The following is a 21,737-nucleotide window of genomic DNA, read 5'->3' on the forward strand; positions in this document are numbered from 1 at the left end:
GGGCGCTCGCGCCGGCTCACGCGCTCGTCCCGGTGAACGTCTCGCTCGTGGCGTGGCCCGGTGTCGTGATCCCCTCGCGGCGGAGCACGACACCGACGGTCCGGAGCAGGATGCGGGCGTCGAGCGCGAGCGACCGGGTGTCCACGTACTCCAGGTCCGCGCGCAGCCGGTCGGGCCAGGGGAGCGCGTTGCGCCCGCGGATCTGCGCGAGGCCGGTCAGGCCGGGTCGGACGTCGTGCCGACGGTGTTGCTCGGGTGTGTAGAGGTCGAGGTACCGGCAGAGACTCGGACGCGGTCCGACGAAGCTCATCTCGCCGACGAGCACGTTCCAGAGGCTCGGGAGTTCGTCGAGGCTCGTCGACCGGAGCCAGCATCCGAACGCCGTGAGCCGGTCGGCGTCGCTGACCACGCCCTCCGCCTCGCACGGTTCGCGCATCGTGCGGAACTTCACGATGGTGAACGTCGCACCGTGCAGCCCCGGGCGGTCCTGTCGGAACAGGACCGGACGGCCGAGCCGGACTGCGACGAGCAGGGCGATCACGAGGAGCAGCGGGGCCAGGGCGACGAGCGCCATCACTGCCCCGACGGCATCGAGGGCGCGCTTCACGCTGCGCTCCCCTCGGTTGCGGACCTCGGCGCCCCGGGCCGCGTGTAGGAGCCGTCCGCGACGGGACGTCTGGACTTCGTGAGGACGACGCCGTCGGGGTGCTCGCCGACGCGTGCGAGTGCCGCCACGGCTTGCCGGACGTCCGAGCGCTTGGTCTGGCCCGCCGCGGCCACCAGCACGGTCGTGGACACGAGCGTGCTGACGAGGGCGGCGTCGGTGACGGCGAGGACGGGAGGCGTGTCGATGAGCACGACGTCGAACTGCGTCGCGAGGTCCGCCACCACCTGCTCCATCGCCGCTGAGCCGATGAGCTCGCTCGGGTTCGGCGGGATCGTCCCGGCGGGGAGCACGCTGAACACGTCGGCGCCCCACTCCTGCAGGACGTCGTCGAGCTCGGCACGGCTGACGAGCAGGTCGGTGAGGCCGACGGCCCCCTCGAGGTCCAGCGAACGGGCGACGTGCGGCCGGCGGAGGTCGGCGTCGACGACCACGGTCCTGATGCCGCTCTGCGCCAGGGCGATCGCCAGGTTCAGCGTCGTGGTGGTCTTGCCCTCGGCAGGACGTGCGCTCGTGACCGCGATCGTGGGGACGCCACCCGTGCGGAGGAACTGGAGGTTCGTGCGCAGGCTCCGGAACGCCTCGGCACGCGGCGTCGTCCCCTCGTCACGGCTGATGAGGGGCTGCCGGACCGCGTCCGGGTCGAGGCCGATCTCGCCGATCACGGGGACGTCGCCGTCGAGGTCGTCGGCGGACCGGACGCGGGTGTCGGCCGCGGCGCGGAGCAGTGCGAGCCCGGCGCCGACGGCGAGCCCCACGGCGAGTCCGAGCGCCAGGTCCGCCCTCGTCCTCGGCGCGATCGGCGACGTGGGGGTCGACGCCTCCGACACCCGTTCCAGCCGGACCGACGGTTCGCCGCTCGCGGTCGTCGGCTCGATCTCGGACACCACCTCGGCGAGCATCCGCCCGGTCGTGTCCGCGATCCGGGCTGCTCGCGCGGCGTCGCCGTCCGTCGCCGCGATCTCGATGATGACCGTCCCGGAGCTGACGACGCTCGTCACGCGGTGTCCGAGCGCCGCCGGTGTAGTGTCCAACCCGAGGGCGTCGATCACGCGTTCCAGGACCCGCGGCGACGATGCCAGCACGGTGTAGGACGTGATCTTCTGCTGCGCCGCGGTGGACCCCTGGGCGATGTCGCCGGCCGAGGCGTTCTGCTGCCCGGCGACGGAGACGTAGTACGACGTCGTCGCGCGGAACGTGGGCGGTGTGGTGCTCGTGACGACGAGGGCCGTCCCGCCGCCGACCACCGCGGTGGCGAGGACGATCCACCAGCCGGAGACGAGTGCTCGTGCGATGACGAAGTGGTTCATGCGGGTCCTCTCGTCGAGTGGTCCGGGTGCGGTGTCGCGTGCGGAGCGGGGTCCCCGTCGCTGGTGCCGGGGACCCCGCTCGGCGGTGAGGTCAGCTGCGCGTGTCGGCCGGGACCCGGAACAGATCCGACGTCGCGCTCCTGCCGAACGCCGTCTGCCGGATCGCGAAGGAGTACTCCGTCGCACCGGCCGCGACGGCTGCCTCGAACGACCAGGTGCCCTCGTCGCTGACCCGGAACGGGCCTCCCGGCACGATGACCGCGCCGTCGGCGTCGACCACGTCGTAGGTGGCGCCGGGCGTCGCGGTGCCCGTGAAGGTGTTCGTGGTCCCCGGGGCGACCGTGGCCGGGCCCGTGCGGGTGACGGGGGAGAGCTCACCAGCCTCGATGCGGACGGGTGTCGTCGCCGAGGCGGCGAGGGACCCCTGCGGCGCCGAGCCGCTCACCGCGATGCCGAGCTCGCCGGTCCCGGCGGCGGTGCCCGGGTTCCGCACCGGCACGCCGAACCGGATCTCCTGCCCGGGGGTCAGCTTCCACCCGGCGTTGCCCGGCGCCCACCGGAAGGTGACGGAGCGACCGTCGTCCGACACCACGCCGCCGACGAGGTTGTCCGCGGGGAAGTCCGTCCAGTCCCCGCCGGAGGCGGGACGCTGCTGGCCGCGGATCGTCGTGAGGTCGCTCGGGAAGGTCGTCCCGGTCGGCGCCGTGAAGCGCACCGTGGCGTCGGACCCGGGACCCGTGATCTCCGCGGCGGCACGGAGTTGACCGAACACCGTCGTGGTCGCACCCGCCGGCAGCGTGGTCGTCGTGCCGTTGACACCCGTCAGGAGTTCCTTCGGCGCGAACACCACGTCGACGGAGGTCTGGTCCTGGTAGGTGCCGTCGATGTACTGCTGGAACGTCAGGGTGTTCCTGCCGTCGCTGAGGCCGCCGACCACGGCACTCCACGTTCCGCTCGACGTCGCGGTCGCCACGACGACGCCGTTGCGGCGGATGGACGCGTTCGGGGTGGCGGTGCCGGTGACCGTCGCCGTTCGTGCGGCGTCGTCCTGACCGGTGAGCCTGGCGGTGATCGGACGGGCCGCGTACGGCCGGGTGATCGCGCCGAGTGACGTGGTGGCGGTGCTGTACCAGCCGTAGCCGAAGAGGTCTCGGCCGTAGGAGTGCACGTACCCGGAGGAGATCGTCTCGCCCTCGCGCCAGCTCGACGGCCACGGCACCAGGACCCCGTTGGTCGTGCTGACGTCCTTGAGGTCGATGCCGACGGCCGGGATCCTGACCCACGAGCGGCAGGACTTCCACCCGCTGCAGACGGGCGTGGCGGAGATGTACATCCCGTTCTCCCGCGCGGAGACCCGGACGTCCCGCGGTGCTCCGAACGAGCCGTACGGGGTGATGGCCGTCCGCGCGGACGGCTTCCCGCCGGAGTCCGGGTCGGGGCTGGCCGTCGTGCCCGGGGCAGCGCCCGCGGTGAGGACGCCCGTGGTGAGCAGGGCGACGAGGACCGCGGCCGGCGCGGCGCGGCGGAGGTGGTGCGTGGTCATGGCTTCCTTCCTCGGAGCGTGGAGCTGGAGTCCCCGGTGGGGCGGCCGCCGCGGGGCGACCGCCCGACCGGGGGTGTCGGTGTCAGCGGGTGTTCGCCGACACGGTGAAGAGCGACGTCGTGTAGCTCGCGCCGTCGATCGTGATGCGGAACTTGAACTTGAAGTCGAGCTGTCCGGCCGAGACCGCACGGTCGAAGGTCCAGCGACCGCCGGCGTCGATCGGGCGGATGCCCGGGACGATCGGGGTGCCCGATGCGTTCAGCACCTCGTACCGGGCACCGGCCGGTCCCGACCCGGTGAACGTGTTGACCTCACCCGGACGCACGGTCTGCGCGTCGGGGACCACCGGGGCGAACCCCGCGTTGGCGCGGAGCACGAACAGCTCGGACGTCTCGGTGACGCCGTCCTTGGTCTGCCGGATCCTGAAGCGGAACTCCGTGGCACCGTTCGAGATCACGCGGTCGAAGGTCCAGGTGCCGTCACCGGCCACGCTCAGGCTCCCGGGGACGAGCGGCGTGCCGGAGACGTTCAGGACCTCGTAGGTCGCGTCCGGTTCTGCCGTCCCGACGAAGGTGTTCGTCACGCCGGGCGTCACCGTGTCCGGGCGCGTCAACGTGACGGGTGCGAGCCGGCTGGTCGAGCCCGGGTTCACCGTGACCTCGGCGACGGTGGTGTTCGCACCCTTCGAGTGCTGCACCACGCGGAGGACGTGCTCCGACCGGTCGAGGGCGTCGGTGTCGAGGGTCCATCGTCCGTTCGGCAGGACGCCGTCCGCGCTCCGCCCGACGACCACGTCACCGTTGCTGGTGTCGAGGACCTCGATGCGGGACTCCGGCTCGCCGCGGCCCTCCATGCGGAGCGGTCCAGCGGGCTGGACGGAGTCGTCCGCCGGTGTGTCGATCGTCACCGCGGCGCCGTAGTCGACCCCCTTCGTGACGTCGTGGGTCGTGTCACGGAGGCCGCTGAGCGACTGGGAGGCGGTGACCCGGTACGAGCCGCCGGCATCGGGTGCCGGGATCGTGGTGGACCATGCGCCGGAGACGACATCTGCGGTGACGGGTGCACCGATCGGCTGCCCGTCGGGCCCGAACAGCGACACCAGCGCTCCCGGGTGTGCCGTACCCGATGCGACGACGGGGGCGTCGATGTCCGGGGGGAACGTCGTGTCGAAGGTCAGGGCATCGGCAGTGAGCTCGGCGGTCAGCGTCGCCGACCCCGTCTGCTCGCTTCCCTCGTACTGCTCGAGCGCGATCTGGTTCGGGCCGAAGACGAGCGACCCGACCGTCGTGGACCAGGCGCCGTTGCCGTCGACCCGGACCGGTGCGCCGCCGTTCACCAGGACGGTGGCGTTCGGGGTCCCGGTGCCCGAGATGCGCGCGGTCCGCGCGAGCACGTCGATGCCGTCGAGGCGGGCGGTGAACGCGGCGATGAAGTCGTCGATCGTCGGGACGCGGTCCGCGACGGTCTTCGACTGGAGCCGCATCACGTCGTCCTTGTTGAACAGCCCGAGGAAGCCGTCGTTGTAGGTCGACTTGAGGCCGGTGCCGATCGGGTTGTTCGAGCCGGTGTTCGCCGCCTGCGTGAACCGCTGCGCCGGGTCGTCGTCGTCGCACGCCTCGAGCGTGACCGGCGAGGAGTTCGTGATCGTCGTCGAGCCGGCGGTCAGACAGAGCCCGGGATCCGACTGCGGCCGCACGGTCGACGTGGAGCCGGCAGCCGGGACGAACCAGTTCACGGCGGCCGCCCGTGCCTGAGCGAGCGTCCCCGCCCGGTTCGCGGGGACCGGCTGTCCCGCCGCCGCTGCCGACGGTGCGCTGAAGGCCATGGCGCCCTCGAACGGGGAAGTCTCGGTGACGAGTGGTCCGACGACCTGGGGAGCGTCGTCGAGCGTCTGGGCGGCCTGGGCGCCGGAGGCGACGAGGCTCGACGCCACAGCGGTGACCACGATCACCCCCGCGCCCAGGACCCGACGCATCGGTGCCGTGGAGTGCAACTTCGGCATTGCTGCCCTTTCTGTTGAGAATGCAGAACGACACCGAAGATATCAGGTATTTCACGCCGGTCAATGGCTGAGAATGCAATATCGAGAAATGTCCCTACTTGCGAGATATCGACATTTCGAGAATGTCCGGTGCCTCGCGGACGTCTCCGATCAGCCGGTCCGCATGGCGTGATGAGTACGCTGACGCGGTGCCTGACTTCGCCGACTTCTTCCGTCGACGCCCGGAGGACGGGCCCGACCTGCTCACGATCGACGGCACCGACCGGTTCCTGCTCGACGAGGCCCCGCACGTGCACGGCGACGCGCTCCGGCAACCCGGCGCGGTGACCATCGTGGACGACCAGCGCGGCGTCCTGACCATCGGGGTCATCGCCGTGCACGGTGCGACGAACGTCCGGGTCGTCCAGGACTCGCTCGTCAGCCAGCGCGCCCTGCAGGCGAACGCCGGCACGTTCGGGCACCGCGGGTTCCACCACCCGGCGTCGTTCGAGGACGCCTTCCGCGACACCCGGCTCGTGCTGCTGCGGCTCACGAAGTCCCTCGACCGCCTCGACGAGGTCGCCCGGGCGGTCGCGCGCTCCGCCGCACCCGACGTCGTGCTGCTCTGCGGCGGCCGGACGAAGTTCATGACGCTGTCCCAGAACGACGTCCTGCGCCGGTCCTTCGGCGAGGTCGTGGCGTCACGGGGGCGCGCGAAGTCGCGGCTGCTCGTGGCGCAGGACCCGTTGACGGCCGCAGCGAACCGCGCCGCCATCACCGCCCCGTGGCCCCGCGTGGTGCACAACGACGAACTCGGGATGACGATCGCGGCCCACGGTGGGGTCTTCGCCGGTGCCTCGCTCGACATGGGCACGCGCGTGCTCCTCGACGCGATGGACGACGCGGTCCCGTCCGCCAGGGTGGCCGTCGACCTCGGCTGCGGCAACGGGGTCATCGCGACCGCGCTCGCTCGCCGACGCCCGACGATCCGCGTCGTCGCGACCGACGTCTCGCACACGGCCGTCGCGAGCACCCGCGCGACGGCCGACCTCAACGGCGTGGGCGACCGCGTCACCACGGTCCGGAGCGATGCCGGCGACGAACTCGACGAGGGCTCCGCACAGCTCGTGCTCTGCAACCCGCCGTTCCACGCGGACACCACGGTGACCACCGACGCGGCCGAGGCGATGTTCCGGAACGCGGCCACGATCCTCCAGTCCGGAGGCGAGCTGTGGTGCGTCTGGAACTCGCACCTGCGCTACCGACCCGTGCTGGAGCGGGTCGTCGGGCCGACCCGACAGGTCGTCCGCACCGACCGGTTCACGGTGACGGCCTCACGCCGCGTCTGATCCACGACGCGACGGGAGGCCCGTGGCTGCGCAGCCACGGGCCTCCCGTCGTCTGGTGGGTCGCGTCGCGACCAGCGGCTCAGGCCGGGACGTAGTCGAACGTGTCGGGGTCCGGACCCGTGCGGTGGCCCTTGTCGAGCGTGGTGATGTCGGTCATGTCCTCGTCGGAGAGCTCGAAGTCGAAGATCGCGAAGTTCTCCTCGACGCGCGAGCGGGTGACGGACTTCGGGAACACGATGTCGCCACGCTGGATGTGCCAGCGGAGCACGACCTGCGCGGGGGTCTTGCCGACGCTGCCGGCGATCCGGGTGATCGTCTCGTCGTCGAGGACCAGGCCCTGCGCGATCGGCGACCAGGCCTCGGTCGCGATGCCGAGCTCACGGTCGACGGCGCGGAGCTCCTCCTGCGCGAGGTAGGGGTGCACCTCGATCTGGTTGACGGCCGGCGTGACGGTCGTCTCGGCGATCAGACGGCGCAGGTGGTGTGCCTGGAAGTTGCTCACACCGATCGACCGCGAGGTCCCGTCGGCGTAGAGCTCCTCGAGGGCCTTCCACGTCGGGACGAAGTCCGTGACGGTGGGCAGCGGCCAGTGGATCAGGAAGAGGTCCATGTACCCGCCGAGGAGGTCGGCCGACTTCTTGCCGTTCTCGAGGGCTGCTGCGGGGGCGTGGAAGCCGTTGTTGAGCTTCGAGGTCACGAAGATCTCGGACCGGTCGATGCCGGACTCCGCGATGGCCTCGCCGACCTCCTTCTCGTTGCCGTACATCTCGGCGGTGTCGATGTGGCGGTAGCCGACCTCGAGCGCGGCCAGCGTGGCGGCCTTCGTCTCGGCGGGGTCGATCTGGAACACACCGAACCCGAGCTGCGGGATGGTCTTGCCGTCGTTGAGGGTGATGTCTGGAACGGTCATGGTCCCAGACAACCAGCCCCCACCCGACGCCCGCTCCAGCAACGTCCAGGGACGGGCTACTCCAGGGCCGCCGCGATGTACGCCGCGAGCGCCTCCCCGTAGGCCACCGCCGGGTCTGCCGCCGCGAACGAGCGCTCCGCGCCGCCGATCACCGTGGTCACGGTGTGCACGACGCGCTCGCCGGAGGCCACCCGGGTCAGGCCGACGAACGCGGGACCGAGGAGCTCGCGGAGCTGGTCCTCGCGCGGCAGCCACAGCGACTCGTCCGCGGAGACCGAGTCGAGCGCCCACTCCGTCGTCCCGTTGAACCCGAGCGTCGTTCCGGAGGGGTGGTCGTGCCGTTCGACGGTCATCTCGGACACCGTGTAGACGTCGTCGTCGACCCCGGGCTTGTCGATGACGAAGCGGTCCCCGGTCTCCGGGTGCCAGCGGAGGCCGGCGGCACGGAGGGTCTTGGCGAGTTCGACGGTGATCACGCCACCAACCTGCCACGTGTGCCCGTGCAGATGTCCCAGCAGGGAAGCCGTACTACCATCGCGGAGCACCCCTCGTGCGTGGCGCGCCCCCGGGCGTTCCACGCGCGCGACGCGACGACGCCCGGACGACCGGTGCCGTGCCTCCAGTCCGTGCTGGCCCCGGCACCCACCGCAGGCCGGGCCAGACCGCGGTGGACCGCACGAGCGGCCGCCCAGAGAAGGACCGCAATGACCCTCGACCGCGAGGAACTCCGCGACGCCTGGACCGTCTCGATGGTCGAGGAGACCGCACCCGCCGGCGCACCGGCGGGCGCGACCGGGAGCATCCCGGCCACGGTCCCCGGCCAGGTGCACACCGACCTCGAGCGCGAGGGGCTGCTCGCCGACCCCACGTTCGACCGGAACGAGCAGGAGACCGCCTGGGTCGGGCGTGCCGACTGGACCTACCGACGGCGGGTCGACGTCGACCCGCGCGGCCACGAGCGCATCGACCTGGTCTGCGACGGCCTCGACACGGTCGCCGAACTCACGCTCGACGGCGTACAGATCGGCGCGACGCGGAACATGCACCGGCGCTACCGCTTCGACCTCCGCGACGCGACCGACGGCAGCAACGCCAGGACCGAACGCGACCTCGAGGTCCTCTTCGAGTCGCCGTACCGCGAGGCCGGCCGCGTCGCCGCACGCTCCGGCGCGATGCCGGGCCCGTACGACGAGCCGTTCCCCTACGTGCGCAAGATGGCGTCGAACTTCGGCTGGGACTGGGGGGTCACGGCCGTGACGAGCGGCCCGTGGCGTCCGGTCGCGATCGAGCGCTGGTCCACCGCCCGGCTCCGGGACGTGCGTCCGCTCGTCGACGTCGAGGCCGGTGAGGGCGTCCTCGACGCACACATCGCGTTCGAACGCTCCGGGCCGACGAGCTTCGGCGACAACACGGCCGACCTCGACCAGGACGGGGAGGACGACGACCTCGTGCTCGTCGTCACCGTGTCGGGGGAGACCGTCGAGGGGACGAAGACCCGGCAGCGCTCCCGCGCCCAGGTCACCCCGAAGGACGACGAGACCGTCGTCACCGTCCGCGTCCCCGACGTCCGCCGCTGGTGGCCCCGCGGCTACGGCGCGCAGCCGCTCTACGACGTGGTCGTCGAGCTGCAGACGGTGGACGGCGAGGTCCTCGACCGCAACACGTTCCGCACCGGGTTCCGGTCGACACGGGTCGAGACCGCGGTGGACGCGATCGGCCGGCCGTTCGACGTGCACGTCAACGGGACGCGCATCGACGTCCGCGGCGTGAACTGGATCCCGGACGACGTCATCGTGTCGCGCGTCGACCGTGCCCGGTACGCCGCTCGCCTGCGGGCGGCGGCCGACCTGAACGTGAACCTCGTCCGGGTCTGGGGCGGCGGGGTGTACGAGTCGCACGACTTCTACGAGGTCTGCGACGAGCTCGGGTTGCTCGTCTGGCAGGACTTCCCGTTCGCCTGCTCGGCCTACCCGGAGGACGAACCGCTCCGCAGCGAGGTCGTCGCCGAGGCCCGGGACAACGTCGCCCGGCTCTCCCGCCACCCCTCCCTGGTGCTCTGGAACGGCAACAACGAGAACATCTGGCTGCACGACGTGGACGGGTGGGCCCCGACGCTGGGCGATCGGGGATGGGGTCTGGACTACTACCTCGACCTGCTGCCGACGATCGTGGACGCGGTGGACCCGTCGCGCTTCTACACGGTCGCGTCGCCGTGGTCGGGCTCCGAGTCGCTCCCCGCCAACGACGTCGACCACGAGACGCACCACTCGTGGGACGTCTGGAACCGGCTGTCCGACGACCACTACCGCGACAGCGTCCCGCGCTTCGTCTCGGAGTTCGGCTGGCAGGCGCCGCCGGCCTGGCGCACCATGCGGGACGCGGTCACCGACGAACCGATGACGCCGACGTCGCCGGGGGTCGTCCACCACCAGAAGGCCGCGGACGGAATGCGGAAGCTCGCCGACGGGATCGCGCCCCGGTTCGGCACGGTGCCGGACGACGACTTCGACCGCTGGCACTACCTGACCCAGTTGCAGCAGGCGCGCGCGATCGCGACGGGCGTGGAGCACTGGCGGACGCACTGGCCGCGGAACACCGGGGTGGTCGTCTGGCAGCTGAACGACCTGTGGCCGGTGTCCTCGTGGTCGGCCATCGACTCCGCCGGGCGCCTGAAGCCGCTCGCGCACGAGCTGCGCCGCCTGTACGACGACGTGCTGCTGACGATCCGTCCGGTCTCCGACGTGCCCGTCGCGGTCGCGCCGGCACCGAGCGCGCCGGCTCCGGACGCCGACCGGACGGGAGGCACGGCCCGCCCGACCGCGTCGCTGCCGGTCACCGACGTGGCCGGGTCGTCCACCGCGTCGCTGCCGGTCGCGGACGTGGCCGGGTCGTCGACGGCCTCACTCCCCGTCGCCGACGCGAGCGGGTCGTCGACGGCCTCGCTCCCCGTCGCCGACGTGGCCGGGTCGCCGGTCGAGGTCGCCGTGCGGAGCACGCGGGGCGGTCTGGACAGCGTCGTGCGGGTCCGCCGGATCGACCTCGCCGGCCGGGTCCTGGCCGAGGAGACGCTGCCTGTGCACCTCGACGCGGCGGGGGTCGCGGTCGTGCCGCTGCCGGACTCCGTGGGCGTGGTCGGGGACCCGCTGGGCGAGCTCCTCGTGGCCGACATGGACTGGCGCCGCGCGGTGTGGACGCCGTCGCCGGACCGGGACATGCGGTGGGAGCCCGCGCACTACCGCGCGGCGTTCACCCCCGCGGCGGACGGCGACGGCCTGGACCTCGTGGTCGAGGCGGAGTCGCTCGTGCGCGACCTCCTGCTCCAGCCGGACCGGGTCCAGCCGGGCGGGACGGTGGACCGCGGGTTCATGACCCTGCTGCCGGGGGAGCGGGTGTCGTACCGGCTCCACGGCGTCTCCGAGGCGGACGTGCCTCGGCTCACGGACACCGCGGTGCTGTGGTCGCTCGACCGCGTCCTGGCCCCGTGAGGGCACCGGCGCCGCGCATCCTGTGCGAACCGTGACCGTTGCCGACCGGGGCTGGGGTTCCACGACCATGGGAGTTACGATGGATGAACGACGGCTTCCGCCGAGCGCGTCAAGGACGACGTGCTGACGGCGACCAGTTCACGGATCAAGGAGACATGATGCTCGGAAACCTCACCGGTCTGCACCTGCTGATCATCCTCGGCATCGTCGTGCTGCTGTTCGGCGCGACCAAGCTCCCGGCGCTCGCCAAGGGCCTCGGCCAGTCGATCAACATCTTCAAGAAGGAGATGGACAGCGACGACAAGAAGGCCAAGGGCTCCGACGGCACCGTCCAGAACACCGCCGTGCCGACCACGACCGCCGAGCCGGTCGTCAACCAGGCCCCTGTGGTCAACCCGGCGCCGTCCGTGCAGCCCAACACGGACGTCCACACCAAGTAGTCCTCCCGGTCCTCCCAGAGCCCCGCGCCGGTCCACAGGCGCGGGGCTCTGTCGCACCCGGCACCCGCGAGGGCGCATGATGAGCGCATGACCGACGCTCCCGCCCCGCCGCACGCCGCGCCCCTCCGCGACGACCGCCGCGTCGTGCTCGTCGTCGCGATCCTGGCGTCGTTCGTCGTCGGGCTCGACTCGAGCGTGGTGAACGTCGCGCTGCCGGCGATCCGCACCGAGCTCGGCGGCGGGCTGGTCGTGCAGCAGTGGACCGTCGACGCGTACCTCGTCACCCTCGGGTCGCTCATCCTCGTCGCCGGGTCGCTGTCCGACCTGTTCGGTCGCGTCCGCGTCCTGCAATGGGGCCTGGTGGTCTTCGGTGTCGCCTCGGTCGTGTGTGCGATCGCGCCGACGGGTGCGGTCCTGATCATCGCCCGGGCGTTCCAGGGGGTCGGCGGCGCCCTCGTCACACCGAGTGCCCTGGCGCTCATCGTCGCGGCGTTCCGGGGCGCGGCCCAGGCGAAGGCGATCGGCACGTGGACGGCCTGGTCGAGCGCCGCGTCGATCCTCGGCCCGGTCGTCGGCGGCGTGATCGTGGACGGCATCGGCTGGCGGTGGATCTTCGTGGTGACAGCCGTGCCGATCGCCGTCACGATCCCGCTGGTCCGGCGGATCTCCGGCGACGTCGTCGCTGGCGACCGTCCGCACGTCGACGTCGTCGGTGCGGTGCTCGCGGTCCTCGGGGTCGGCGGGGTGGTGCTCGGGCTCATCGAGCAGGAGCGCCTGGGGTGGTCCGACCCCGTCGTGGTCGCGGCCCTGGTCGTCGGCGGTGCGGCGCTCGTGGCGTTCGTCCCGTGGGAGCTCGGCGTCGCTCGGTCGTCGGGGACGCCCCTGGTCCCGCTGGCGCTGTTCCGCGCCCGGAACTTCACGGTCGGCAACCTGGCGACGCTGTCGATCTACGGCGCGCTCGGCATGGTGTTCTTCGTCGTGACGCTGTTCCTGCAGGAGGTCTGGGGCTACCCGGCCTGGGTCGCCGGGCTCGCGACCCTCCCACCGACGCTGATGCTGCTGGCGCTGTCGACGACCGTCGGCTCGCTCTCCGGCCGGTACGGACCGCGGTGGTTCATGGCCGCGGGTCCGGCGATCGCGGCCGTCGGGGCGCTGGTGCTGCTCGCCGTGGGCGACGACCCGGCGGCGTACTGGTGGTCGGTGCTCCCGGGGCTCGTGCTCGTCGGCGCGGGGATCGCGGCGATGGTGACGCCGCTGACGAGCGCCGTCCTCGGGTCCGTCCCGCAGTCCGAAGCCGGTGCGGGGTCGGCCGTGAACAACGCGATCGCCCGCATCGCCTCCCTGGTCATGGTCGCCCTGGCGGGGATCGTCCTCGGTGGCGAGGTCAGTGTCGGGGCGCTGCACCGCGCGATGGTCGTGATGGCACTCCTGCTCCTCGCCGGTGCCCTCGTCAGCGCCCTCGGGATCCGGAATACGCCGTCGCGCACCTGAGTTGAGCCGAGTAGACTCAAGTACGAATCACGACCACGAAAGGACGGATCGCATGGCGAACCTCCAGGGCGCTCCTGACTCCCAGGAGCGTCAGAAGACCGCCCTCGAGCAGTACGGCGTCGACCTGACGGCCGTCGCTCGCAGCGGCAAGCTCGACCCCGTCATCGGCCGAGACGCCGAGATCCGACGCGTCAGCCAGGTGCTGACCCGTCGCACCAAGAACAACCCCGTGCTCATCGGCGAGCCCGGTGTCGGCAAGACCGCCGTCGTCGAGGGGCTCGCGCAGCGCATCGTCGCCGGTGACGTCGCCGACTCACTCAAGGACAAGCGGCTCGTGTCGCTCGACATCTCCGCGCTCATCGCCGGGGCGAAGTACCGCGGCGAGTTCGAGGAGCGGCTGAAGGCCGTCCTCAAGGAGATCAACGACTCCGACGGACAGGTCATCACCTTCATCGACGAGCTGCACACCCTGATGGGTGCCGGCGGCGGCGAGGGCTCCGTCGCGGCGTCGAACATGCTCAAGCCGATGCTCGCCCGGGGTGAGCTCCGACTCATCGGCGCGACGACCCTCGACGAGTACCGCGAGTACATCGAGAAGGACGCCGCCCTCGAGCGCCGCTTCCAGCAGGTCTACGTCGGCGAGCCCAGCGTCGAGGACGCCGTCGCGATCCTCCGCGGCCTGAAGGAGCGCTACGAGGCGCACCACAAGGTCACCATCAACGACTCCGCCCTCGTGGCCGCGGCGAGCCTGTCGAACCGGTACATCTCCGGCCGACAGCTCCCCGACAAGGCGATCGACCTCATCGACGAGGCAGCCTCGCGCCTCCGGATGGAGATCGACTCGAGCCCGGTCGAGATCGACGAGCTGAAGCGCACCGTCGACCGACTCCGCGTCGAGGAGTTCGCGCTGAAGCAGGAGAAGGACGACGCCTCGAAGGCCCGTCTGGAGACCCTGCGGAACGAGCTGCGGACGCGCGAGGAGCGTCTCGCCGAGCTCGAACAGCGCTGGCAGGCCGAGCGGGCGTCGCTGAACCGGATCGGTGAGCTGAAGCAGCAGCTCGAGGACCTCAACATGCGCAGCCAACGCGCCCAGCGCGAGGCCGACTACGCCACGGTGTCCCGGCTCGAGTACGGCGAGAAGCCGCGCATCGAGGCCGAGCTCGCGGCGGCGGAGCAGGCCGAGTCGAGCGACCGGATGGTGAACGACAGCGTCACCGACGAGGACATCGCCGCCGTGATCGCACAGTGGACGGGTATCCCGGTCGGACGGCTGCTGCAGGGCGAGACCGAGAAGCTCCTGCACCTCGAGACCGAGCTCGGTCGTCGGATCATCGGGCAGCGCACCGCCGTGGCCGCGGTGTCCGAGGCGGTCCGGCGCACCCGGGCCGGCATCTCCGACCCGGACCGCCCGACGGGCTCGTTCCTGTTCCTCGGTCCGACCGGTGTCGGCAAGACCGAGCTCGCGAAGGCCCTGGCGGAGTTCCTCTTCGACGACGAGAAGGCCCTCGTCCGCATCGACATGAGCGAGTACGGCGAGAAGCACTCCGTCGCACGGCTCATCGGCGCCCCGCCCGGGTACGTCGGGTACGAGGCCGGCGGGCAGCTCACCGAGGCCGTGCGGCGCCGCCCGTACTCGGTGATCCTCCTCGACGAGGTCGAGAAGGCGCACCCGGAGGTGTTCGACGTGCTCCTGCAGGTCCTCGACGACGGTCGTCTGACCGACGGGCAGGGCCGGACGGTCGACTTCCGGAACACGATCATGGTCCTGACGTCGAACCTCGGCTCGCAGTTCACGACCGACATGTCGCTCACGGAGCCGGAGCGCGAGGAAGCCGTCCGGACGCTCGTGCAGCAGGCGTTCCGTCCGGAGTTCATCAACCGACTCGACGACATCGTGGTGTTCCAGGCCCTGACCGCGGAGGACCTCGGCCAGATCGTGTCGCTGTACGTCGACCGGCTCGCCAAGCGCCTCACCGACCGCCGGCTCGAGCTCGCGGTCACGCCAGAGGCGCGGGGTTGGCTCGCCGAGCGCGGGTACGACCCGGTCTACGGCGCACGGCCGCTCCGTCGGCTCATGCAGCGCCAGATCGACGACCAGCTGGCACGCGCGATCCTCGCCGGGGACGTCCGCGACGGCGACACGGTCCGGGTCGACGTGGCGTCGGACGGCGACGGACTGACGGTCGAGCCGTTCGAACTGGCCGAGATCGTCGAGGAGTGACCGAAGCACCCGTGGCATGACGGGGCGCATGGCCCGGCACCGGTTCCTGGGACCGGTGCCGGGCCTCCAGGCCTAGCGTCGTGCCCATGCCCGAGATCCGCGCGCTCCGGCGCCTCACCGAGTCCATCGAACACGCGAGCGTGCTCGACACGGCCGTCGACTTCGACCGGAAGTTCGTCGACGCCACCGCTCGACCGCGCGCGCTGCGGCAGCTGCTGCACGGCGTGCCGTTCGGACACCCGATCCACCCGCTCATGGTCCAGGTGCCGCTCGGCGCCTGGATCTCCGCCGCCGTGCTCGACCTGCTCGGCGGCAAGGGCAACGCGAAGGCCGCGAAGACCCTCGTCGGTGTCGGGCTCGTGTCCTCCGGGAGCGCGAGCGTCGCCGGGTACGTCGACTGGTCCGAGCTCGACCGCGAACAGCTCCGCACCGGGTGGGTCCACCAGGCCGTGAACTGGGTCGGCATCTCCCTGTACGGGCTGTCCTGGCTGCAGCGGAAGCGTGGGAACCACGGCGCGGGCAAGCTGCTCGGCTTCGCCGGCCTCACCGTCGTCAGCGTCGGCGGGTACCTCGGAGGCCACCTCGCGTACCGACAGCGTGCCGGGGTCAGCACCGCGGGCGAGGTGCCGTTCGACGCCCCGCGCTGAGCACCGATCGTCGCCGCACGACCCGTCCGAGGTCACGGTGACGAAACACCTCGGCCGCCAGGCTCGGGGTCATGGAACACCTCAGCCTCGACACCATCCCGCTCACCGTGGTCCCTGATCGCGCCGGTCCCGGGTTCCTCGTCCGCGTCGACGAGGTGACCGGAGCGGTGGACCTCGATCCAGGAGCGGCATAGGAACACTGCATACAGTGTTCCGGTGCGCGTACTGGTGGTGGATGACGAGATCGCCCTGGCCGACCTGATCGCGAAGGGCCTGGAGCGGCAGGACATGGCCGTCGACGTCGCCTACCGCGGCGACCACGCGGACGAGCTGCTCGCGGTCAACGACTACGACGTCGTCGTGCTCGACCGTGACGTCCCCGGCGTCCACGGGGACGAGGTCGCACGGCGGCTGACGGCGCGCGGCGGTCTGACGCGCATCCTCATGCTCACGGCGGCGACCTCGCTGACGGACCGCGTGCACGGACTCGAACTCGGCGCCGACGACTACCTGACGAAGCCGTTCGAGTACCCGGAACTCGTCGCCCGGGTCCGGGCACTCGGGCGGCGGGCGGTCGCTCCCGTGGCGCCGGTGCTCGAGCGCGCGGGGATCGTGGTCGACACGAACCGACGCATGGCGACGCGCGACGGGCGTCCGCTCGACCTCACCACGAAGGAACTCGGCGTCCTCGAGACCCTTCTCCGGGCAGACGGCCGGATCGTCTCCGCCGAGGAGCTGCTCGAGAAGGTCTGGGACATGAACATCGACCCGTTCACGACGGCCGTCCGCGTGACGATGTCGAAGCTCCGGCGGAAGCTCGGCGACCCGGACCCGATCCGCACGGTACCGGGGACGGGCTACGCGTTGTGAGTCCCACCCGGTGGACACGCTCGTGGAGCATCCGGGCGCGGACCGCCCTGGTGTTCGCGCTCGCGGCGATGGCACTCGCCACCGGCGTCGTGGTCTTCACGAACGTGATGTCGCTCTCCGGTGTCGGATCCGACGTCACCGCCGCGTTCCGGACGACGCAGGACGGCCTCGACGTGGAGCGGGTGGCACCGGCGACACCCCTCACCGGCGCTGATGCCGAGCGGCTCGCCCGGTCGAGCGTGATCCGGCTCGTCGCCGTGCAGCAGTGGCAGTGGTCGGCGGTCGGCGTCGCGGGGGCCGGCATCCTCGCCGGGGGCATCGGGTGGCTCGTCAGTCGCCGCATGCTCGCGCCGATCGACCGGATCACCGCGACGGCGAACCGACTCAGCGCGTCGAACCTGCACGAACGCATCGCCCTCGACGGCCCGGACGACGAGCTCCGGCGGCTCTCCCGCACCATCGACGACCTGCTCGGACGCCTGGAGTCCGCGTTCGAGAGTCAACGGCGCTTCGTGGCGCAGGCCTCGCACGAACTCCGGACGCCGCTCGCGGTCCAGCGCGCGGCGGTGCAGATCGGCCTGCACGACGACGTCGACGCCGAGGACGTCCGGGCGGTGCGCGCGGAACTCCTGACGCAGAACCGGCGGACGGAGCACCTCGTGGAGTCGCTGCTCGTCCTCGCCGAGGCCGATCGGGGGCTCGGAGGCTCGGCGGTCGAGCTCGACCTCGCCGCGATCGCGGACGACGTGGTCGCGGCGACCGCCGACACCGCCCGACGGGCGGGCGTCGTCGTGACGCACGAGGACCGTTCGGTGCCACTCGGCCCGGACAGCCGACCGATGCTCGGCGAACCGATGCTCGGCGAACCGACGCTCGTTCGGCAGCTCGTCCGCAACCTGGTCGACAACGCCGTCGAGTACAACGCGCCGGAGGGGTTCGTCCGCATCGTCACCGACCGCAGCGGGATCCTCGTCGAGAACTCCGGCCCCGAGGTCCCGGCGGACGTCGCGCCCCAGCTCGTCGAACCGTTCCGCCGATGCCCGGGGAACGCCGGAACGGGGAACGCCGGAACCGGGAGCGATCCGGCCGGCCGGCACAGCGGCCTCGGGCTGTCGATCATCGCGTCGATCGTCCGGGCGCACGCGTGGGACCTGACGATCACGGCCCGGCCTGAGGGCGGCCTCCGCGTGCGCGTGGAGGTTTCGCCGATGTGACCCGCGGGCGCCGCGGCACGAAACACCCGGTGCGGTGTCCTGGATACATGAACACGACCACCACCACCACCAGGCGGACCACCGCCACCGTCTGCAGCATCGTCGCCGCGGTCCTGCTGCTCCCCGGGCTCCTGACGGCGTGCTCGACCAGCGCCCCGGCCGACGGGGTGACCACGGCGAAGGGCTCGTCGTCCGCCGGCTCGAGCCTGGCGGCGTGCATGCGCGGCAAGGGCTACGACATGGAGGACCCCTCCTCCGCCGGCAGCACGCAGTCGTTGTCCGCACCCGAGGGTGTGGACGCGGACCAGTGGAAGGCGGACCTGACCACGTGCCTGGACTCGGGTGGCGCGGGGGAGGCCGAGTACAAGCCGGCCAAGCCGATGCCCGGGCTGGAGGAAGCGCAGGCGAAGGCGACGGAGTGCATCCGTGCGAACGGGTTCGAGGACTACCCGGACGACCAGGCGGGCCAGATGGCGTACAAGCCGTCCGACGAGGAGACCTTCACCGGCGTGATCACGCGGTGCAACGAGGAGGCGTTCGCTGGGCTCGGCACGCCGGTCGATCGATGACGGGCACCACCAGGCGACGCGGCGTCGTCGTCGCCGGTCTCGTCGTCGCCCTCGCCGCAGGAGCGGGCACGTGGGCGCTGATCGACCTGCAGGGTGCCGAGACTGCGGCGGCGGACGCGCACCACCGGCCGCGGCACGCCACCGCCGTCGTCACGAAGGGCGACCTCACCGATGCGAGGGTCTTCGCCGGGACGCTCGGCTACGGCGCCCCCACGGGTGTCCCGGGAGCGGCGTCCGGCACGCTCACCTGGTTGCCGAAGCCGGGTCAGGTCATCCACCGCGACGAGGTCCTCTACGCGGTCGACGAGCGCGGCGTCCGCGCCATGACCGGCACGGTGCCGCTCTGGCGGACCCTCGAGCGGGGTCGGAAGGGCGCAGACGTCCGCCAGCTCAACGAGAACCTGCAGGCGCTCGGGTACGACGTCGCGACCGACGACGCGTTCGGACCGCGGACCGAGCGGGCGGTGCGGAAGTGGCAGAAGGACCGGGGCCTGACCGTCACCGGCACCGTCACGGCGGACGACGTCGCGTTCGTCGACGGTGACGTCCGCGTGGCGTCCGTCACGGGCAGGCTCGGACAGCCGGCCGGCGGCGACGTCATCGAGGTCACGAGCACCCGGCAGGTCGTCACCGCGACCGTGTCGCAGCGGGACGCCGAACGCCTCGCCGTCGGCACCGCGGTCGAGGTCCGGGTGAACGGCACGGGGGACCCGATGCCGGGTGAGGTCACCGACGTCCGACCGAGCACCGCCGAGGGCGCCGAGTCCAAGGTCGACGTGTCGATCACGTTCGCGGCGGGCGACCGCCAGCTACCCGCCGCCGCCGCGGCGCAGATCGACGCGAAGGGCACCACCGAACACGACGTGCTGTCGGTGCCGGTCGCCGCGCTGGTCGCCGGCCCCGGAGGATCCACCGCGGTGGACGTCGTCCGACGCGACGGCACGACGAAGCGCGTCGCGGTCCGGCCCGGGTTCTCCGCCGCCGGGCGCATCGCGGTCACCGGTGACGTCCACGAGGGGGACGAGGTCGTGGTGCCGGGATGACCGCCGTCCTCCGACTCCACGACGTCACGAAGACGTACGGCGACGTGCACGCGCTCCGCGGGGTGTCCCTCGAGGTCGATGCGGGCGAACTCGTCGCCGTCGTCGGACCGTCCGGTTCCGGGAAGTCGACGATGCTCAACGTGGTCGGCACCCTCGACCGGCCGACCTCGGGCACGGTGACGATCGCCGGCGCAGACGTCGACACCATGTCCGACGACGACCTGTCGATGCTCCGCGCGGACCACATCGGCTTCGTCTTCCAGCACTTCCACCTGCAGCCGGGAGCGACCGCGACCGAGAACGTCGCCGACGGCCTGCTCTACACGGGCGTCGGTCGGCGCCAGCGGCACCGGCGGGCCGTCGAGGCGCTCGGCCGTGTCGGTCTGGGGCACCGGGCCGACCACCGTCCGGACCAGCTCTCGGGCGGGGAGCAGCAGCGCGTCGCCATCGCCCGGGCGATCGTCGGCGATCCGACGATCCTGCTCGCCGACGAGCCGACCGGCGCGCTCGACACGGCGTCCGGGGCGGCGATCCTGGACCTCCTGCGCGAGCTCAACGCCGGCGGGACGACCGTGCTCGTCATCACGCACGACCTGGAGCTCGCCGCGTCCCTGCCGCGGCAGGTGCGGATGCGTGACGGAGCGGTGCAGGACGACTCCGGCACCGGCAACGGATCCGACGCCGCGACGCTCGCCAGCGCGATCCGGGGCGTCCGGTGAGCGCGCGGCGACCGGGCGTCTCCGTCGGCGACCTGCTCCGCCTCGGCGTCTTCGGCCTGCGCACCCGCCCGACACGGGTCGTGCTCTCCGCGCTCGGCATCGCGATCGGCATCGCGGCGATGATCGCCGTCGTGGGCATCTCCTCGTCGAGCAAGGCGAAGCTCGACCAGGTCCTCGACGCCCTCGGCACGAACGTGCTCACCGCGACGCAGGCGAACGGCTTCGGGACGCCGGAACCCCTGCCGGACACCGCGCTCGAGTCGGTGCTGCGGCAGGACGACGTCGAGGACGCCGCCGCCGTGGGCGTCACCCCGGAGGGGCGGGTGTACCGCAACCCGTACATCCCGGCGCCGGAGACGAAGGGCATCGCCGTCGCCGCGGCCTGGGGCGACGTCCCGCGGGTCCTTGGCGGCACCGTGCGGTCCGGCCGGTGGATCGACGACCGGGTGGACGCACCCCCGCAGGCCGTCCTCGGCGCGGCTGCTGCGGCGGCTCTCGGGATCGAGACCGTCGACCAGGACACCCGTGTCTGGACGGGCGGCCAGTGGGTCCAGGTGGTCGGGGTCCTCGACCCGCTCCAGCTCGCGGCCGACCTCGACGCCACGGTGTTCGTCCCGCGGGGCTTCGCGGAGCAGCTCGGTTTCGACGGCGCCCCGACGGCGGTCTACACGCGCGTCGACCCGGAGCGTGTGGAGCAGTCCCGCGACGTCCTCGCGCGCGCGATCCGCCCGGGAGCGCCCCAGGACGTCGGCGTCACCCGGCCGTCCGACGCGCTGGCGGCGAAGACCGCGACCGACGACTCGTTCACCGGCCTGCTCGTCGGCATCGGCGGCGTCGCCCTGCTCGTCGGCGGGATCGGCGTCGCGAACACGATGGTGATCACGGTGCTCGAGCGACGCGCCGAGGTGGGCGTCCGCCGTGCGCTCGGTGCCCGGCGACGGCACATCCGCGACCAGTTCCTGGTCGAGTCGCTCCTGCTGTCCCTCCTCGGCGGCGTGGCGGGTGTGGTCATCGGCGTCGGCGTGACGATCGGGTTCGCCGTCGGGCAGGGCTGGCCGGTTGCGATCCCGCTCTGGGCCGTCGGGGGCGGACTCGCTGCCACGGTCGTCATCGGCGGCGTCTCGGGGCTCTGGCCCGCGGCGCGCGCAGCGCGCATCCCACCGACGACGGCGCTGGCCGCCGTGTAGCTGCCCACCGCTCGCCCTGGAGGCCCGGTGCCGGTCCGCCGGACCCGCACCGGGCCTCCAGGCGGTCGCGGTGACCACGGACCGGCGTGCGCCG

Annotated in this window: 19 protein-coding genes; 13 read left to right on the top strand and 6 right to left on the bottom strand. The window is 72.1% G+C overall.

Features of this window, described 5'->3' with window-relative positions:
- Positions 1–16 precede the first annotated feature (16 nt).
- The 4 genes from FS641_RS07125 to FS641_RS07140 all read right to left on the bottom strand — a co-directional run bounded on the left by FS641_RS07125 (position 17) and on the right by FS641_RS07140 (position 5,519).
- Complete coding sequence (locus FS641_RS07125) at positions 17–607, bottom strand: sugar transferase (RefSeq protein WP_144762020.1); 591 nt, start codon at positions 605–607, stop codon at positions 17–19.
- Positions 604–1,974 carry a polysaccharide biosynthesis tyrosine autokinase gene (locus tag FS641_RS07130; protein ID WP_144762023.1) on the bottom strand — a complete coding sequence of 457 codons (1,371 nt, stop codon included), beginning with the start codon at positions 1,972–1,974 and terminating at the stop codon, positions 604–606. Before FS641_RS07130 ends, FS641_RS07125 begins: the two co-directional genes overlap by 4 nt.
- A gap of 91 nt (positions 1,975–2,065) precedes the next feature.
- Positions 2,066–3,517 (bottom strand): hypothetical protein, encoded by a 1,452-nt coding sequence (locus FS641_RS07135; protein WP_144762026.1) that lies wholly within the window; start codon positions 3,515–3,517, stop codon positions 2,066–2,068.
- An 82-nt stretch (positions 3,518–3,599) separates the two neighbouring features.
- Complete coding sequence (locus FS641_RS07140; RefSeq protein ID WP_144762029.1) at positions 3,600–5,519, bottom strand: ricin-type beta-trefoil lectin domain protein; 1,920 nt, start codon at positions 5,517–5,519, stop codon at positions 3,600–3,602.
- A gap of 188 nt (positions 5,520–5,707) precedes the next feature.
- On the opposite strand from FS641_RS07140, the gene FS641_RS07145 reads away from it, so the two are divergent.
- Positions 5,708–6,847 carry a class I SAM-dependent methyltransferase gene (locus tag FS641_RS07145; protein ID WP_260855724.1) on the top strand — a complete coding sequence of 380 codons (1,140 nt, stop codon included), beginning with the start codon at positions 5,708–5,710 and terminating at the stop codon, positions 6,845–6,847.
- A 79-nt stretch (positions 6,848–6,926) separates the two neighbouring features.
- On the opposite strand, the gene FS641_RS07150 is transcribed toward FS641_RS07145, so the two are convergent.
- Complete coding sequence (locus FS641_RS07150; RefSeq protein WP_144762035.1) at positions 6,927–7,757, bottom strand: aldo/keto reductase; 831 nt, start codon at positions 7,755–7,757, stop codon at positions 6,927–6,929.
- 56 nt (positions 7,758–7,813) lie between these two features.
- Complete coding sequence (locus FS641_RS07155; RefSeq protein ID WP_144762038.1) at positions 7,814–8,233, bottom strand: pilus assembly protein CpaE; 420 nt, start codon at positions 8,231–8,233, stop codon at positions 7,814–7,816.
- A gap of 228 nt (positions 8,234–8,461) precedes the next feature.
- On the opposite strand from FS641_RS07155, the gene FS641_RS07160 reads away from it, so the two are divergent.
- The 12 genes from FS641_RS07160 to FS641_RS07210 all read left to right on the top strand — a co-directional run bounded on the left by FS641_RS07160 (position 8,462) and on the right by FS641_RS07210 (position 21,643).
- Complete coding sequence (locus FS641_RS07160; RefSeq protein ID WP_222122059.1) at positions 8,462–11,242, top strand: glycoside hydrolase family 2 protein; 2,781 nt, start codon at positions 8,462–8,464, stop codon at positions 11,240–11,242.
- A gap of 155 nt (positions 11,243–11,397) precedes the next feature.
- A complete protein-coding gene (locus FS641_RS07165) occupies positions 11,398–11,682 on the top strand; it encodes a Sec-independent protein translocase subunit TatA (RefSeq protein ID WP_395879136.1) in 285 nt (94 codons plus the stop codon).
- An 87-nt stretch (positions 11,683–11,769) separates the two neighbouring features.
- Positions 11,770–13,173 carry an MFS transporter gene (locus tag FS641_RS07170; RefSeq protein ID WP_144762043.1) on the top strand — a complete coding sequence of 468 codons (1,404 nt, stop codon included), beginning with the start codon at positions 11,770–11,772 and terminating at the stop codon, positions 13,171–13,173.
- Positions 13,174–13,225: 52 nt separating this feature from the next.
- Positions 13,226–15,394 (top strand): ATP-dependent Clp protease ATP-binding subunit, encoded by a 2,169-nt coding sequence (locus FS641_RS07175; protein ID WP_144762047.1) that lies wholly within the window; start codon positions 13,226–13,228, stop codon positions 15,392–15,394.
- 86 nt (positions 15,395–15,480) lie between these two features.
- Positions 15,481–16,041: a DUF2231 domain-containing protein gene (locus FS641_RS07180; protein WP_144762050.1), complete on the top strand. Its 561-nt coding sequence runs from the start codon at positions 15,481–15,483 to the stop codon at positions 16,039–16,041.
- Between the two features lie 71 nt (positions 16,042–16,112).
- Positions 16,113–16,235 (top strand): hypothetical protein, encoded by a 123-nt coding sequence (locus FS641_RS18420; protein WP_260855725.1) that lies wholly within the window; start codon positions 16,113–16,115, stop codon positions 16,233–16,235.
- A gap of 22 nt (positions 16,236–16,257) precedes the next feature.
- Positions 16,258–16,911 (top strand): response regulator transcription factor, encoded by a 654-nt coding sequence (locus FS641_RS07185; protein WP_144762053.1) that lies wholly within the window; start codon positions 16,258–16,260, stop codon positions 16,909–16,911.
- Complete coding sequence (locus FS641_RS07190) at positions 16,908–18,125, top strand: HAMP domain-containing sensor histidine kinase (protein WP_144762056.1); 1,218 nt, start codon at positions 16,908–16,910, stop codon at positions 18,123–18,125. Before FS641_RS07185 ends, FS641_RS07190 begins: the two co-directional genes overlap by 4 nt.
- Positions 18,126–18,172: 47 nt before the next feature.
- Positions 18,173–18,694, top strand: a complete 522-nt coding sequence (locus FS641_RS07195) for a hypothetical protein (RefSeq protein ID WP_144762059.1) — start codon at positions 18,173–18,175, stop codon at positions 18,692–18,694.
- Positions 18,691–19,737 carry a peptidoglycan-binding protein gene (locus tag FS641_RS07200; RefSeq protein WP_144762062.1) on the top strand — a complete coding sequence of 349 codons (1,047 nt, stop codon included), beginning with the start codon at positions 18,691–18,693 and terminating at the stop codon, positions 19,735–19,737. Before FS641_RS07195 ends, FS641_RS07200 begins: the two co-directional genes overlap by 4 nt.
- Entirely contained in the window at positions 19,734–20,456 is a 723-nt protein-coding gene (locus FS641_RS07205) for an ABC transporter ATP-binding protein (RefSeq protein ID WP_144762065.1), read from the top strand. Before FS641_RS07200 ends, FS641_RS07205 begins: the two co-directional genes overlap by 4 nt.
- A complete protein-coding gene (locus tag FS641_RS07210) occupies positions 20,453–21,643 on the top strand; it encodes an ABC transporter permease (protein WP_144762068.1) in 1,191 nt (396 codons plus the stop codon). Before FS641_RS07205 ends, FS641_RS07210 begins: the two co-directional genes overlap by 4 nt.
- The last annotated feature ends 94 nt before the right edge of the window (positions 21,644–21,737 follow it).

This window comes from Curtobacterium sp. 9128, from assembly GCF_007673775.1.
In the GTDB taxonomy this organism is placed as follows: domain Bacteria; phylum Actinomycetota; class Actinomycetes; order Actinomycetales; family Microbacteriaceae; genus Curtobacterium.

Coding starts and splice junctions, on each gene's coding strand:
- FS641_RS07130 (WP_144762023.1), bottom strand. CDS start 1,974: ATGAACCACTTCGTCATCGCACGAGCACTCGTCTCCGGCTGGTGGATC.
- FS641_RS07135 (WP_144762026.1), bottom strand. CDS start 3,517: ATGACCACGCACCACCTCCGCCGCGCCGCGCCGGCCGCGGTCCTCGTC.
- FS641_RS07140 (WP_144762029.1), bottom strand. CDS start 5,519: ATGCCGAAGTTGCACTCCACGGCACCGATGCGTCGGGTCCTGGGCGCG.
- FS641_RS07150 (WP_144762035.1), bottom strand. CDS start 7,757: ATGACCGTTCCAGACATCACCCTCAACGACGGCAAGACCATCCCGCAG.
- FS641_RS07160 (WP_222122059.1), top strand. CDS start 8,462: ATGACCCTCGACCGCGAGGAACTCCGCGACGCCTGGACCGTCTCGATG.
- FS641_RS07165 (WP_395879136.1), top strand. CDS start 11,398: ATGATGCTCGGAAACCTCACCGGTCTGCACCTGCTGATCATCCTCGGC.
- FS641_RS07170 (WP_144762043.1), top strand. CDS start 11,770: ATGACCGACGCTCCCGCCCCGCCGCACGCCGCGCCCCTCCGCGACGAC.
- FS641_RS07175 (WP_144762047.1), top strand. CDS start 13,226: ATGGCGAACCTCCAGGGCGCTCCTGACTCCCAGGAGCGTCAGAAGACC.
- FS641_RS07180 (WP_144762050.1), top strand. CDS start 15,481: ATGCCCGAGATCCGCGCGCTCCGGCGCCTCACCGAGTCCATCGAACAC.
- FS641_RS18420 (WP_260855725.1), top strand. CDS start 16,113: ATGGAACACCTCAGCCTCGACACCATCCCGCTCACCGTGGTCCCTGAT.
- FS641_RS07195 (WP_144762059.1), top strand. CDS start 18,173: ATGAACACGACCACCACCACCACCAGGCGGACCACCGCCACCGTCTGC.
- FS641_RS07200 (WP_144762062.1), top strand. CDS start 18,691: ATGACGGGCACCACCAGGCGACGCGGCGTCGTCGTCGCCGGTCTCGTC.
- FS641_RS07205 (WP_144762065.1), top strand. CDS start 19,734: ATGACCGCCGTCCTCCGACTCCACGACGTCACGAAGACGTACGGCGAC.